General features: G+C 75.9%; 11 protein-coding genes. 3 read left to right on the top strand and 8 right to left on the bottom strand.

All coding sequences use genetic code 11. The features are described from left to right. Positions 1-182: 182 nt before the first annotated feature. Positions 183-476, top strand: coding sequence for a hypothetical protein (locus OG556_RS26195; protein ID WP_063349769.1), 294 nt, complete (start codon positions 183-185; stop codon positions 474-476). 26 nt (positions 477-502) lie between these two features. Here OG556_RS26195 and OG556_RS26190 read toward each other — a convergent pair whose 3' ends face one another. Together OG556_RS26190 and OG556_RS26185 are read right to left on the bottom strand one after the other, a co-directional pair. After that, positions 503-2,080: a glycerol-3-phosphate dehydrogenase/oxidase gene (locus OG556_RS26190; RefSeq protein WP_371520006.1), complete on the bottom strand. Its 1,578-nt coding sequence runs from the start codon at positions 2,078-2,080 to the stop codon at positions 503-505. Next, positions 2,077-2,691: a TetR/AcrR family transcriptional regulator gene (locus tag OG556_RS26185; RefSeq protein ID WP_371520004.1), complete on the bottom strand. Its 615-nt coding sequence runs from the start codon at positions 2,689-2,691 to the stop codon at positions 2,077-2,079. The genes OG556_RS26190 and OG556_RS26185 overlap by 4 nt, the downstream gene beginning before the upstream one ends. A 20-nt stretch (positions 2,692-2,711) precedes the next feature. Between OG556_RS26185 and OG556_RS26180 the strand changes: the two genes are divergently transcribed. Continuing rightward, positions 2,712-4,334 (top strand): FAD-binding oxidoreductase, encoded by a 1,623-nt coding sequence (locus OG556_RS26180; RefSeq protein WP_371520001.1) that lies wholly within the window; start codon positions 2,712-2,714, stop codon positions 4,332-4,334. Continuing rightward, positions 4,331-5,242 carry a diacylglycerol kinase gene (locus tag OG556_RS26175; RefSeq protein WP_371519999.1) on the top strand — a complete coding sequence of 304 codons (912 nt, stop codon included), beginning with the start codon at positions 4,331-4,333 and terminating at the stop codon, positions 5,240-5,242. The genes OG556_RS26180 and OG556_RS26175 overlap by 4 nt, the downstream gene beginning before the upstream one ends. A 31-nt stretch (positions 5,243-5,273) precedes the next feature. Here OG556_RS26175 and OG556_RS26170 read toward each other — a convergent pair whose 3' ends face one another. The 6 genes from OG556_RS26170 to OG556_RS26145 form a co-directional block, all read right to left on the bottom strand. Next, the gene (locus OG556_RS26170) at positions 5,274-6,194 is read right to left on the bottom strand and encodes a hypothetical protein (protein ID WP_371519996.1); all 921 of its coding nucleotides are present in this window, start codon (positions 6,192-6,194) and stop codon (positions 5,274-5,276) included. Positions 6,195-6,286: 92 nt separating this feature from the next. After that, complete coding sequence (locus tag OG556_RS26165; RefSeq protein ID WP_371519993.1) at positions 6,287-6,829, bottom strand: GNAT family N-acetyltransferase; 543 nt, start codon at positions 6,827-6,829, stop codon at positions 6,287-6,289. A gap of 87 nt (positions 6,830-6,916) precedes the next feature. Then, positions 6,917-8,275, bottom strand: coding sequence for a DUF2252 domain-containing protein (locus tag OG556_RS26160; protein ID WP_371519990.1), 1,359 nt, complete (start codon positions 8,273-8,275; stop codon positions 6,917-6,919). A gap of 190 nt (positions 8,276-8,465) precedes the next feature. Next, complete coding sequence (locus OG556_RS26155; protein WP_371519986.1) at positions 8,466-10,058, bottom strand: multicopper oxidase family protein; 1,593 nt, start codon at positions 10,056-10,058, stop codon at positions 8,466-8,468. Next, on the bottom strand, positions 10,055-10,525 hold the full coding sequence (locus tag OG556_RS26150) for a hypothetical protein (protein WP_371519983.1): 471 nt from the start codon (positions 10,523-10,525) through the stop codon (positions 10,055-10,057). Before OG556_RS26150 ends, OG556_RS26155 begins: the two co-directional genes overlap by 4 nt. Before the next feature lie 256 nt (positions 10,526-10,781). After that, positions 10,782-13,412, bottom strand: coding sequence for an ABC transporter permease (locus tag OG556_RS26145; protein WP_371519980.1), 2,631 nt, complete (start codon positions 13,410-13,412; stop codon positions 10,782-10,784). Positions 13,413-13,433: the final 21 nt, after the last annotated feature.

The following is a 13,433-nucleotide window of genomic DNA, read 5'->3' as shown; positions in this document are numbered from 1 at the left end:
TAGAGATCACGGGAATCCACCTGCGGTCGGGCCCCACCCCGGGGATTTCTCAGGGGCTCCACCGGGAACCACCCGTCATCCCGGCTGCCGCACCCGCCGGGCCGGGGCGGGGTGGCCGCCCTAGACTGGCGGTGGATCCCCTGGTCCGCCCCGACCGGCGGCCCCCGCGCGGGAGGTTCCCCATGCGCCAGCGGTACAGCTTCCACTTCGACCAGGCCGGGCACTCGGTCACCGTCAACGTCCGCTCCGGCTGGATCACCGAGACCGAGCTGCTGGTGGACGGCAAGGAGTGCGCCTTCCACCGCGTCCACGGGCACGGCGTCTACCCGCTGACGCTCGCCGCCCAGCTCGCCGAGGAGCCGCCGCTGCCGCTCTCGGTGCGGCTGGACCGCACGGGCGCGGCCGAGCACCCGTACTCCTGTGTCCTGGAGGTCGCGGGAGCCGAGCACCCGATGCCGGAGCGCGCCGCGCGCTGAGCGCCGCCTCCCGGGTGACCTGCCCGCTACAGGCGCTGCGCCACGATCTCCTCGACCGCCTTCCGGGCGCGCTCGGCGTCCTCGGCGAGCAGGCCGATCCTGGTCCGGCGGTCGAGCACGTCGGCGACGTCCAACGCGCCCTCGTGCGTGACGGCGTAGGCGACCTCGGCGCGCGTCACGTCCAGGCCCTCCGCGATCGGCGTCAACTCCCCGGCGGCCACCACCTCCTGGGACGATCCGCCGTGGCGGGCGAGCAGCGAGCCGGGCACGGCGCCCGCCGGGAGCGGGCGGCTGTCCCGGTGGGCCGGGGCGCCGACCAGCGGCAGGCGGGCCGTCCAGCAGGCCCGGGCCGGCAGGCCGCGCAGCCGGACGGCGGCGTCCACCGCGTCCTCGGCCATCCGCCGGTAGGTGGTGAGCTTGCCGCCGACCACCGTGACCAGCCCGGACGGCGACTCCAGCACCGCGTGCTCCCGGGAGATGTCGGCGGTGCTGCCGCCCCCGGTGTCGATCAGCGGCCGCAGCCCGGCGTACGCGCCGCGCACGTCCGCCCTGGTCAGCGCGGTGCTCAGGGCGGCGTTGACGGTGTCGAGCAGGAAGGCGAGCTCCCCCTCGGCGGGCTGCGGCTCGTCCGGGATCGGACCGGGCGCGTCCTCGTCGGTCAGCCCGATCGCCACCCGGCCGAGCTGCTGGGGCAGCGCGAAGACGAAGCGGCTGGTCGAACCGGGCACCGGCACGGTGAGCGCCGCGGTCGGGTGGCCGAGCGCGGCGGCGTCCACCAGGAGGTGGGTGCCCCGGCTGGGGCGCAGCCTGATCGACGGGTCCACCTCGCCCGCCCAGACGCCGGTGGCGTTGACCACCGCGCCGGCCTCGACGGTCAGCGACTGCCCGGTGACGGTGTCGGTGAGCCGGGCGCAGGTGCCGGTCACGGACTCCGCCCGCACCCTGGTCAGCACGGTGGCGCCGTACTGCGCCGCGGTCCGCGCCAGCGCCACCACCAGCCGGGCGTCGTCGACGAGTTGGCCGTCGTGCGCGACCAGCGCGCCGGACAGTCCGGCGGTCCGCACGCCCGGCACCAGCTGCCGGGTCCGCGCGGCGCCGATCCGGCGCACCCGGGGCAGCAGCGCGCCCGGCGTCCCGGCGCTGAGCCGCAGCGCGTCCCCGGCGTGGAAGCCCACCCGGATCAGCGAGGCCTGCCCGGGGCGCAGCAACCCCGGGAGCAGCGGCACCAGTTGGGGCAGCGCGCGGATCAGGTGCGGGGCGGTGCGGGTCATCAGCACGCCGCGCTCGATCGCGCTCTCCCGGGCCACCCCGATCCGCCCGGAGGCGAGGTAGCGCAGGCCGCCGTGCACCAGCTTGGAGCTCCAGCGGCTGGTGCCGAACGCCAGGTCGCGGGACTCGACCAGCACCGTGCGCAGTCCGCGCGAGGCGGCGTCCAGGGCCACCCCGGCGCCGGTGACGCCGCCGCCGATCACCAGCAGGTCGACCCGCGGGCGGTCCCCCAGCGCTTCGAGTTCCGCCCGGCGCCGGCTGGCGTCGAGTCGACTGGAGCCGGCGAAGGGAGCGGCGGAGTGAGCGGCGGAGGATCCGGCGGGCGTCGAGGTCATGGCGCGAGGTATCCGTTCAGTGCTCTGGTCAGTTCGCGCCGCCAGGCGGCCTCCGGCAGCAGGGAGGCGACCATGCGGTGCGACTGGACGGTGGACTGGGCGATCAGCAGGACCATGGCGGCCAGTTCGACCGGCTCCCCGGCCCGGATCGAGCCGTGCGCCTGCCCCTGCTCGATGCCGGCCCGCAGCGCCTCCAGCAGGCCGCGCTGGCTGGTGCCGAGCCGCTCGACGACGTACTCCAGCAGCAGGTCGGAGTCGGAGGAGCGCAGCAGCGCGCCGAGCACCGGGTGGTCCCGCAGCCGGACGGCCACCTCGACGACCCCGTCGACGAAGGCCTCCCGGCCGATCGGGGCGCCGTCGCCCCCGAGGGTCAGGGCGACGCCCTCCCGGGTGGCCCGGATCTCCCGGGTGAGCAGGGCGCCGATCACCGCCCGGACGTCCGGCCAGCGCCGGTAGACGGTCGGCCGGCTGACCCCGGCGCGGCGGGCGATCTCCGCCAACTGCGTTCGGCGCACGCCGAGATGGACGATCAGGTCGGCGGCGGCGTCCAGGATCGCGTCGTCGGTGCTGCGCGCGGGACTGCCGGGGGGCTCGGCGTTACTACTTGACATGATGTGTGAAACTGTAACGCATGGCACCTGAGACGCAAGCGGGACCGGCCGGCGCCGCGCTGCCGCTCCCCCCGATGAAGTGGGACGCCTGGGGCGACCCGGCCCTCGCCAAGGAGCTGTCCGCGGACATCAAGGGGCTGCTCGCCGCCGCCCTCGGCGTCACCGGCGACGCCACCCCCGGACCGGCCGCCGACGAGGTCCTCCTACAGCCGTCGCGGATCGCCGCCGACGACCTCAAGGCCCTCGCCGCCGCCGTCGGCGAGACCAACGTCAGCGCCGCCGACGCAGACCGGCTCCCCCGCGCCGGCGGCAAGTCCACCCCCGACCTGCTGCGCCGCCGCAGCCGCGCCCCCCAGGACGCGCCCGACGCCGTCGTGCTGCCCGGCGACGAGCAGGAGATCGCCGCCGTCCTCGCGCTCTGCGCCGAACGCCGCATCGCCGTCGTCCCGTTCGGCGGCGGCACCAGCGTCGTCGGCGGCCTCGACCCCGAGCGCGGCGGCCTCACCGCCGTCATCTCGCTCGACCTGCGCCGCCTCGACCGGCTCCACGACCTCGACGAGACCTCCGGCGAGGCCGTCCTCGGCGCCGGCCTCACCGGCCCGGCCGCCGAGGCCCTGCTCGCCGAGCGCGGCTACGAACTCGGCCACTACCCGCAGAGCTTCCGCTACGCCACCCTCGGCGGCTTCGCCGCCACCCGCTCCTCCGGCCAGGACTCGGCCGGCCACGGGCGCTTCGACGAGATGGTCCGCGGCCTGCGCGTCGTCACCCCCGCCGGCGTGCTCGACCTCGGCCGCGCCCCCGCCTCCGCCGCCGGCCCCGACCTGCGCGAGCTCTTCCTCGGCTCCGAAGGCACCCTCGGCGTCATCACCGCCGTCCGGCTCCGCGTCCACCCGCTGCCCGCCGTCAAGGCCTACGAGGCCTGGAGCCTGCCCGACTTCGCCACCGGCAGCGCCGCCCTGCGCGCCGTCGAGCAGGGCGGCACCGGCCCCACCGTCATCCGGCTCTCCGACGAGGCCGAGACGATGGTCAACCTCGCCATGACCGAGCAGATCGGCGGCGCCCCCGCCGTCACCGGCTGCCTCGCCGTCACCGTCTTCGAAGGCACCGCCGAACAGGTCGCCACCCGCCACCGGCTCACCCGCGACACCCTGCTCGCCGCCGGCGCCACCTCCCTCGGCGAAGCCCCGGCCCGGGCCTGGGAACACGGCCGCTTCAACGCCCCCTACCTGCGGGACTCCCTGCTCGGCGCCGGCGCCCTCTGCGAAACCCTGGAGACCGCGGCCAGTTGGAGCCGCCTCCCGCAGCTGCGGACCGCCGTCACCGAGGCCCTCACCACCGCCCTGCCCGGCGCCCTCGTCCTCTGCCACGTCTCGCACGTCTACCCGACCGGCGCCTCGCTCTACTTCACCGTCGTCGCCGCCCTCGGCGAGGACCCGCTCGCCCGGTGGGCCGCCGCCAAGCGCGCCGCCGGCGACGCCATCGTCACCGCCGGCGGCACCATCACCCACCACCACGCCGTCGGCGCCGACCACCGGCCCTGGATGAGCGACGAGATCGGCGAGCTCGGCGTGCGCATCCTGCGCGCCGTCAAGGCCGAACTGGACCCGGCGGGCATCCTCAACCCCGGCAAGCTGATCCCGTGACCGGCGGTCCGCGAGCCATCAGGCGAGTGGCCGTCCTCAGCAACCCGGCGGCGGGCGCCGGCCACGCCGAACCCGCCGCCCACCGGGCCGTCGCCCGGCTGCACGCGCTCGGCCTCCAGGTCGACCGGCACGCCGGCCGCGACCCCGAGGACGCCGTCCGCCTCGCCCGCCGGGCCGTGGCGGACGGCGTCGACGCCGTCGTGGCCGTCGGCGGCGACGGCATGGTCAACCTCGCGCTCCAGGCCGTCGCCGGCACCGCCGTCCCGCTCGGCGTGATACCCGCCGGCACCGGCAACGACCACGCCCGCGCGTACGGCCTCCCGCTCGCCGGCCCCGAAGCCGCCGCCGACGTCGTCGCCGCCGGACGCACCAGGACCGTCGACCTCGGCCTGGTCACCGCCGCCGACGGCACCACCCGCTGGTACGGCTCCGTCCTCGCCACCGGCTTCGACTCGCTGGTCAGCGACCGCGCCAACCGCCTGCGCTGGCCCCGCGGCCGGATGCGCTACAACCTGGCCATCCTCGCCGAGTTCGCCAACCTGCGCCCGCTGCCCTTCCGCATCACCCTCGCCGACGGCACCGTCATCGAACGCGACCTCACCCTGGCCGCCGTCGGCAACACCCGCAGCTACGGCGGCGGCATGCTCATCTGCCCCGACGCCCTCCCCGACGACGGCCTCCTCGACCTCACCCTCGTCGCCGCCATGCCCCGTCTGCGCATCGCCCGCTTCTTCCCCACCCTCTTCAAGGGCACCCACACCGCCCACACCGAAGTCACCACCCACCGCACCGCATCCCTGCGGATCGACTCCCCCGCCATCACCGCCTACGCCGACGGCGAGTTCATCGCGGCCCTCCCCGTCGACGTGAGCGCCGCGCCCGGCGCCCTCCACCTCCTGGTGCCGTGACCCACCCGCCTGCCCGCCGGAGCCACGGGCCTCACCCGGCCAGGCGGCGGCGCCAGAGGAGGGGGCGGATCTCCATCGCGCGGGACGGGTCGGCGTTCCAACTGACGGGCAGGCCTACGTCGGTGAGGGCGGCGGCCACCTCGTGGCCGATGGCGGTGGTGGTCAGCGGGGAGGCGTCGAAGCCGCCGTAGCGGAGGGTGAGGCCGTGGCCGGCGGCGGCGGAGTCGGTGGACTGGGTGTGGAAGTAGACGTAGCCGCGGGCGTCCGGCGCCCCGGCGGCGGCGATCTCGGCGTCGCCGCAGGAACCGCAGCAGCTGAAGTGCTCCCGGGCGGTGATGCCGGCCTCCTCCAGGGCGGCGAAGGCCCGGGTGAGGCGCTCCGGGTCGGTCTCGCCGATCCAGCCGGTCTGCTCGCCGACGCGCTCCAGCCAGAGCCTGTCGGCCAGTTGCTCGGCCTGGTCGCGGGAGAGCGGGCGGTGGTCGCCGGAGACCAGGTGCTCCTCGGCGAGTTCGGCGAGCTCGGCACGGGTGGTGTAGCCGCCGGCCAGGGTGAGGCGCAGCCGGTCGTGCAGCTGCCGCAGGTCGTCGGCGGGCAGGTCGAGCGGCGGGGCGGGCTCGGGCTGCGGGCCCAGGTCGAGCGGCTGCCAGTCCAGGCCGTCGCCCCAGCCCGGCTCGTGCCGCGCCCAGCCCGTCATCGCCGCGATGACCGCCTCGGGCCCGTCGGTACGCACCTCGAAGTGCCGGGCGGCGGAGCCGTCGCGGTGTTCGAGCGTGTACTCGCCGCCTGCGGCGTGCCACACCTGGATGAAGACGTCCGGCAGGTCCGGTATCCGCTGGGCGACCAGGAAGCGGTCTCCCTTCGCGCCGATCCGCCGCACCAGCCGCGCCAACTCGGCCGCCTCCACCCGGAGGTGGCGCGTCCCGTCGTTCTCCTGCACCCCGATCGCCAGCATGTGGATCACCCAACCACACGCCACTGACAACGGCGCCGAGCGGCGGGACGCGCCCGCCGTCAGCCCGTTCCCGGCCCTCAGTCAGGCCGCCGTCAGCCCGCCCGCTGCTCGCGGCGGAGGCGGAACAGCACGTTGGGCCGCAGCGGGCCCTCGGGGGCGGTCGGGTCCTCGAAGTCGTCGGCGGGGTCGGACGTCATGCCGAGGCGGCGCATGACGGCCTGGGAGCGGTGGTTGGTCACGGTGGTGACGGCGAGGATCTCGGGGAGGCCGAGGCTGTCGAAGCCGTGGGCGAGGACGGCGCGGGCCGCCTCGGTGGCGTAGCCGTGGCCCCAGGCGGCGCGGGCGAGGCGCCAGCCGATCTCGACGCCGGTGAAGGGCAGGCCCTCGTCGACCTCGTCGAGGCCGGCCAGGCCGACGAACTCGCCGGTGGCGCGCACCTCGACGGCCAGCCAGCCGTATCCGCGGGCCGCGCGCTCGGCCTCGAAGCGCGCCACCGAGGCGTCGCACTGCTCGCGGGTGAGGACGTCGCCGAGGTGCTCGCGGACTTCTGGGTCGGCGTTCATCGCGGCCCAGGGTGCGAGGTCGGTGTCCCGCCAGGGGCGCAGGAGCAGGCGGTCGGTACGCAGTTCGGTCATGCGGGCCAGCCAACGCCGACCGCGCCCGCCGGGGCAACCCGTTTTCCGTCTCCCCGTACCCCTGCACCCCCGGGGGGCGCACCGTGCTCAGACGCCCGGGGCCGCGGTGATCCGGCCGGCGGCGATCGCGGCGACCAGTTCGGCGTGGTCGAGCGCCGTCTGGTCGGCGTACCGGACGGAGAAGTCGGCGATCGCCTCGGCGAAGGCGTCCGCGCCGCCCAGGTAGCCGGCGATGGCGAGGCGGTCACCGGTGCGCGCGTGGGCGCGGGCGAGGGTGCGGCCGCACAGGTCCGCGTAGGCGCGCAGGCCGGACGGCGTGAGGTCGGCGACCTCGACCGAGCCCTTCATGTCGCGCAGTTGGCGGCCGTAGAAGTGGCGCCCGGCGGGGCCGGTGGTCCAGCCGAGGAAGATGTCGCTGGCGGCCTGCATGAGGTGCTGGCCGGTGACGACGCGGCGCCCGCCGTGGTGGACGGAGACCTCGGCATCGACCCGGGTGGCCGGCAGGTGGTCCTCCAGCACGGACCGTCCGGCCTCCTTGAGCTGGAGGAACAGCGGGTCGCGGGTGTCCCGGCCCTCCAGCAGGACGATGTAGCAGCGGGTGCCGACGCTGCCGACACCGACGACCTTCATCGCCGCGTCGACGAAGCGGAAGCGGTCGAGGAGGACACGACGGTCCTCGGCGAGGGTGGCCCGGTAGTCACTGAACACCTTGCCGATGTCGCGCAGTTCGTTCTTCTTCAGCGGTTCGACGAGCGGTGGCGCGCTGATCATGCGCCGCTGCCCGTCGCGTTCCTCGGTGAGCTTGCCGAAGGCGTGCAGGCTGGTGCGGCGGCGGGCCTGGGCGAGGTCGGCCTCGACGCCCTTGCGCTGCCGGGGTTTGCGGAACAGCGCCAGCAGGTCGCCGGTGTCGATCCGGGAGTACCAGACGTCGAGTTCGCCGAGCCCGGCGAGGCGGCGCATGGCGGCGGCGTAGCCCTGGACGGCGGTGCGGGCGGCGCGGTGGGCGCGGTCGTCGTCCTGTCCGTGGTCGCGGGCGGCGACGGCGATGCTGGCGGCCAGCCGTTTGACGTCCCACTCGAAGGGGCCGGGGTGGGTCTCGTCGAAGTCGTTGACGTCGAAGAGCAGGGCGCGTTCCGGCGAGGCGAACAGACCGAAGTTCACCAGGTGCGCGTCGCCGCAGAGTTGGACGGTGAGGCCGGTGTCGGGGACGGCGCCGAGGTCGGCGGCCATGACGGCGGCGGCGCCGCGCAGGTAGGCGAAGGGGGCGTCGGCCATCCGCCCGTAGCGGATCGGCAGCAGCCGAGCGACCCGGTCCTCGCCCTGGCGCACCAGCACCTCGACCGGGTCGGGCCGGTCGGCGGCGGGGATCCACCGCCCGTGGGCGGAGCGGGAGACGCGGTCGCGGGCGGCCCGGCCGTGCCGGCGGCGTTCGGCGGGGGTGGTCATACGCGGCTCCTCGGTCGGCGGGACGGCAGGGACGGCGGGAGGGCGAAACGGCGGGCAGCGGGCGGGGTGCGGGGTGCGGGGTGCGTCTCCCCGCGACGCTAGGCCACGAGTGGCCGGAACGCGCACCGCGCGCCCTCCGGCACTCGGCCGACCGGATGAAGTCGGCCGGATGAAACCCCCGGCTCTCCGCTCACCGCACGGTGAAGTCCGCCATCATCGCCATGTCCTCGTGCTCCAGGTTGTGGCAGTGCATCATGTACGTCCCCCGGTAGTCGGTGAAGCGCACCAGGACCTCGACCGCCTCGGCCGGGCGCAGGTCGACGGTGTCCTTCCAACCGCCGTCGTACGGGCCCGGGTCGCGACCGTTGCGGCTGAGCACCTGGAACTGGTTGAGGTGGACGTGGACGGGGTGGTGCAGGTCGGAGGTGAAGCGCCACCGCTCGGTGCTGCCGAGGGCGGGCCGGGCGAGGTCGCGGCCGGGCCGGTACAGGTCGCCGTTGACGGTCCAGCCGTAGCTGCCGCTGCGCCGGAAGACGAACTTGCGGGTGACGTCGACGGCGGAGGCGTCCAGGTCCTCGATCGTGGACAGCTTGTCGGGCACGGTCGAGTCGTCGCTGACCTTCTTGCCGGAGACGTCGAAGCGCATCACCTCCGCCGTGCGCCCGCTGCCGAAGAGGTTGAGCAGCCGCACCGAGGTGCCCGGGGCGTAGCGGGAGAAGTCGACGACGATGTCGAAGCGCTCGGCCGGGGCGATCTCCAGCACGTCGTGGGCGACCGGGGCGGCGAGCAGGCCGCCGTCGGAGCCGATCTGGACGAGGGCGTCGCCGCCGGAGGGCTGCGGGTCGAGCCGGAGCCGGTAGGGGCGGGCGTTGGAGGCGTTGAGCAGACGCAGCCGGTAGCGGGCGCGGTCGACGTCGAGGCGGGGCCAGGGGGCGCCGTTGACGAGGATGACGTCGCCGAGGACGCCGTTCATGTAGGCGTCGGTGACGCCGGGCGAGGCGAGGTCCTCGTCCACGGCGGGGTAGCGGAAGGAGCCGTCCCCGGCGAAGGAGCGGTCGGCGAGCATCAGCGGGAGGTCGCGGTCGCCGCGCGGCAGCGGCAGGGCGTTCTCCTCGTCGTCGTGGACGAGGTGGAAGCCGGCCAGGCCGCGCCAGACGCCGGGGCCGGTGAAGCCCATCCGGTGGTCGTGGTACCAGAGGGTGGCGGCGCGCTGCTTGCCCGGGTAGGTGTGGGTGCGCTCGCCCTCGGCGGTGCGCCCCGCCTCGTGGCCCATCCCCTCCATGCCGGGCATGTCGGGCATCCCTTGCATGCCCGGCGCCCCCCGGCCCGCGCCGGAGGAGCCGACCGGCAGCAGCAGGTCGACGGGGTAGCCGTCGCTGTCGGCCGGGGTGTGGCCGCCGTGCAGGTGGACCACGGACGGCACCGGCAGCTCGTTGCGGTGCTTGACCACCGCCGCCCGGCCGGACCGGGTGACCACCGTCGGCCCGGGGAAGGTGCCGCCGTACGTCCAGGCCTCGGTCCTGACGCCGGGCAGGATCTCCAGCCCGGCGACCCGCTGGGTGATCTCGTAGTAGTCGGTCGTCGCGTCGGTGCGCACCGGCTGGAGCACCGTGGGCACCGGCAGCGGGACCTGGAACGGCTCGGGCAGGTCGAGGCCGCTGCTGAGCAGCCGGCCGGGGTGGCCCTCGGCGAACAGCCGGGCGGCGGCGGGGCCGGCGACGGCGGCCAGCGCGCCCGCACCGAGGACGGAGGCGCCGACGCCCAGGAACCGGCGACGTTTCACTTGGACACCTCCAACGGCCCGCCGGGGCGCGGCAGGCGTCCGCTGCCGTCCGACTCGGGCAGCTGGTCCGCGCGGGCGGGCAGCGGCAGCCGCCAGGCACCGACCAGCCCGAACAGGACCCCGCTGACCAGCAGCACCCCGAGGGTGACGTGCACGCTGATCGACCGCGCGTAGCCGGCCGCGATCTGGCCGACGACGGCGACGGTCAGCACGCCGGTGGACCACAGCGGCCAGAGCGGGCCGCGGCCGGGCCGGCGCACCAGCGCGGCCACCACCAGTTGGCAGAGGACCACGGTGGCCAGCGTCATCGCGTTGCCCTCGTGGTCCTTGAGGGACTCGTAGGTGCCGTTGAGGAAGCTGCCGGCCAGCATGACCTGGAGCAGGGCCAGGACCGCCAGGGTGGTCGCGGTGGTGCGCAGCAGGATCAGCGGCCAGCGGGGCGCGGCGGCCGCGGGAGGACTGCTCATGTCGGGCTACTCTCTGCTTCGGCGGGTCGGTCGGGGCGGGCGAGAGCGTAGCTGATCCGACATCACGATCAGCTCCGACAAAGGGGTTCGGACTTTCCCGGCTACCCCATTGCGCCTACTCGGCCCGGCTTTTGTCACCCGTACGAGCGAGGCTCTGGTGTGCCCGTCCAGCGATCCTCGAGCAGGTGCCGCGGATGCCCGAAGGGCCCCGTCCGGCGGTACCGGACGGGGTCCTTCGGGCTTTCACGGGCCTGGGCTACTGCCGGGCGGCGCCCAGCGCCACCGGGCGGGTGCGCAGCAGGGCCCGGGCGGGCAGCCCGGTCGCGCCGAGGCAGAGCAGGACGGCTCCGGCGGCCAGCGGCAGGGCGAGCGCCGGCGGGATGTACGGGGAGGAGTTGGCGACGCCCCGGGCGATCGGGACGAGGGCGGTCCAGGCGATCCCCCCGCCGATCACCAGGCCGGTCGCGGCGACCAGCAGCGCCTCCCAGCGCATCATGCCGCGCACCTGGCGCCGGGTGGTGCCGGCCAGTCGGAGCAGGGCGACCTCGCGGCGCCGGTCGAGGACGGTCATCACCAGGGTGTTGACGGCGGTGACGGCGGCGAACCCGCCGAGCACACCGGCCATCACGGTGTTGGCCCAGGCGTTCAGCTCCATCATCTTGTCGGACTGGGCGACGAATCCGGCCCGGTCGGTCACGGTCGCCCCGCCGGGGCCCGCGAGGCCCGCCAGCGCGGCCGCCACCGCCGTGCGGTCGGCGCCCGGCGCGTCGGCGACCAGCACCTGGCTGTCGTACCCGGCGGTGACGTGCCCGGCGACGACCGCCCGGGGCAGCAGCGCCTGGCCGAAGCCGAGCCCGCGGCCGTAGACGGCGACCACGGCGGGCTGCACCGGGGTGCCGTCGCCGAGCCGCAGCGGCACCCGGTCGCCGACCTTGACGTCCAGGGCGTCGGCCAGTGTGGCGTCCAGGGCGACGGTGTCGGCGGCGCGGCCCAGGTCGGCGAGCGAACCGCTGCGCACGCCCAGGTCGAGCACCCGGGACAGCCGGGCCGGGTCGCCGCTGACGCCGAGCGCGGTCGCGGAGCCGAGCTGCATGTCGTGGGTGTACACGACGCCGGTGCGCAGCACGCCGACCGCGGCGTCCACACCGGGCACCTTGGCGGCCCGGTCGGCGGTGCCCGCGGGCAGGCCGGGGCCGGTGGAGCCGATCACGTGGTCGGCGACGATGCCGTCCCGCACGTTCGCGCCGGTGGTGTGGCTGATGGTGCTCTGGAGGAACAGCAGGGTGCCGCAGAAGGCGGTGACCAGCACGATCGGGGTGATCGCGGAGGCCAGCCGGCGGGCGTTGGCGCGGGTGTTGTCGGCGGCCAGCGAGCCGGGGGCGCCGCCGGCCCGCAGCGGGGCGCCGAACACCGTGGCGGCGACCCGTGCCACCCAGGGGCCGAGCAGCGCGACGGCCAGCATGAAGCACATGACCACGCCGAGCGCGGTGTTGGCGGCGTTGATGCCGTCCAGGGCGGCCGCGAAGGCGGCGGCCACCACGCCGCCGACGGCGAAGAGCAGCCCGAAGACGGTCCGCACCACGCCGGGGTGGCCCGGTTCGACGGCGGCCGCGCCGAGCGCCTGACCGGGGCGCAGCTTGGCGGGGCGGCGGGCGGCCAGGAAGCCAGCGGTCAGCGCGGCGAGGGTGCAGATGAGGACGGCGGCGAGCATCGGCAGCGGGCCGACGTCCAGCCGCACGCCCTGCGGCACGGCGCCGCGCGAGGTCAGTTCGTCGAACCACCAGCGGGCCAGGGCCAGTCCGGGCAGGATGCCGAGCGCCCCGGCGACCGGCGCGACCAGCATCGCCTCGGTGGCGATGGTGCGGCGGATCTGCCGCGGGGTGGCGCCGATGGCGCGCAGCAGGGCGAACTCGCGGGCGCGCTGGCCGGTGGCCAGGGCGACGGTGCTCATCACGACGAAGATCGCGGTCATGGTGGCGTAGCCGCCGAAGCTGCCGCCCAGCCCGATCAGCAGGGTGCGGGCCTCGCCGATGGCGGGCTGTTCGACGGTGCCGCGGCCGTCGCCGGTGAAGACCTTGGCGCCGCCGCTCTCGGCCTTGGTCTCAAGGCCGGCGGCCGGGGTGCCGGCGGCCTTGGCGTCCGCCGCCTGGGTGCCTGCGGCCTTGGTGGCGGGGGCCTGGGCGTCGAGGGCCTGGCGGACCTGCGCGACCAGCGCGGCGCGGTCCACGCCCTCGCGCGGCTGGACGGCGATCGCGTCGATCCGGCCGGGGTGGCCGGAGAGGCGGTCGGCGGTGGCGTCGGCGAACCAGGCGGTGGGGCCGGCCGACTGGGCGGCGGCCAGGCCGGAGACCCGGTAGTCGCCGGTGCCGCCGGGGGCGGTGAGGGTGAGCTTCGCGCCGGGCGCGAGGTGGGCGGCGCGCGCCGTTTCGGCGTCCAGCACCACCTCGTCGGCGCCGGGCGCACGGCCCTCGACCAGCTGGTCGGCGGGGCCGGCGATGCCGAGCGCGGCGAAGCCCCGGCCGGTCAGGGCGGGGGTGCCGGTGCCGGCCGGCAGCGGGAAGGCGCTGTCCGGGCGGGCGGCGGCGACCCCGGGCAGTGCGGCGATCCGGCCCACCAGGGCGGCGTCCGTCCGGGCCCGCTCGGGGGTGGTCTGCTCCCTGGTCTCGGTGTCGCGGCCGACCTTGGCGGTGATCCGCACCATCGGGTCGGCCGCGACCACCACCGGGGCGCCCGCGTACCGCTGCGGTGCGACGCTCGCGGTCACACCGGTCTGCAACAGCACGCCGCAGGCCACCACCACGGCGGCGCCCAGCAGCAGGGCGACCAGGGTGCCCACGAAGGAGGCGGGTCGAAAGCGCACCGAGGCGCGCGCCAGTCCGTTGCTCATGCCCCTGCCCCGTTCCACTCG

Origin of the sequence: Kitasatospora sp. NBC_01300 (assembly GCF_041435235.1) — a bacterium.
Lineage (GTDB): Bacteria > Actinomycetota > Actinomycetes > Streptomycetales > Streptomycetaceae > Kitasatospora.
Note: the sequence above shows the minus strand (reverse complement) of the source record. Positions and strands in the feature narration are given on the sequence as shown.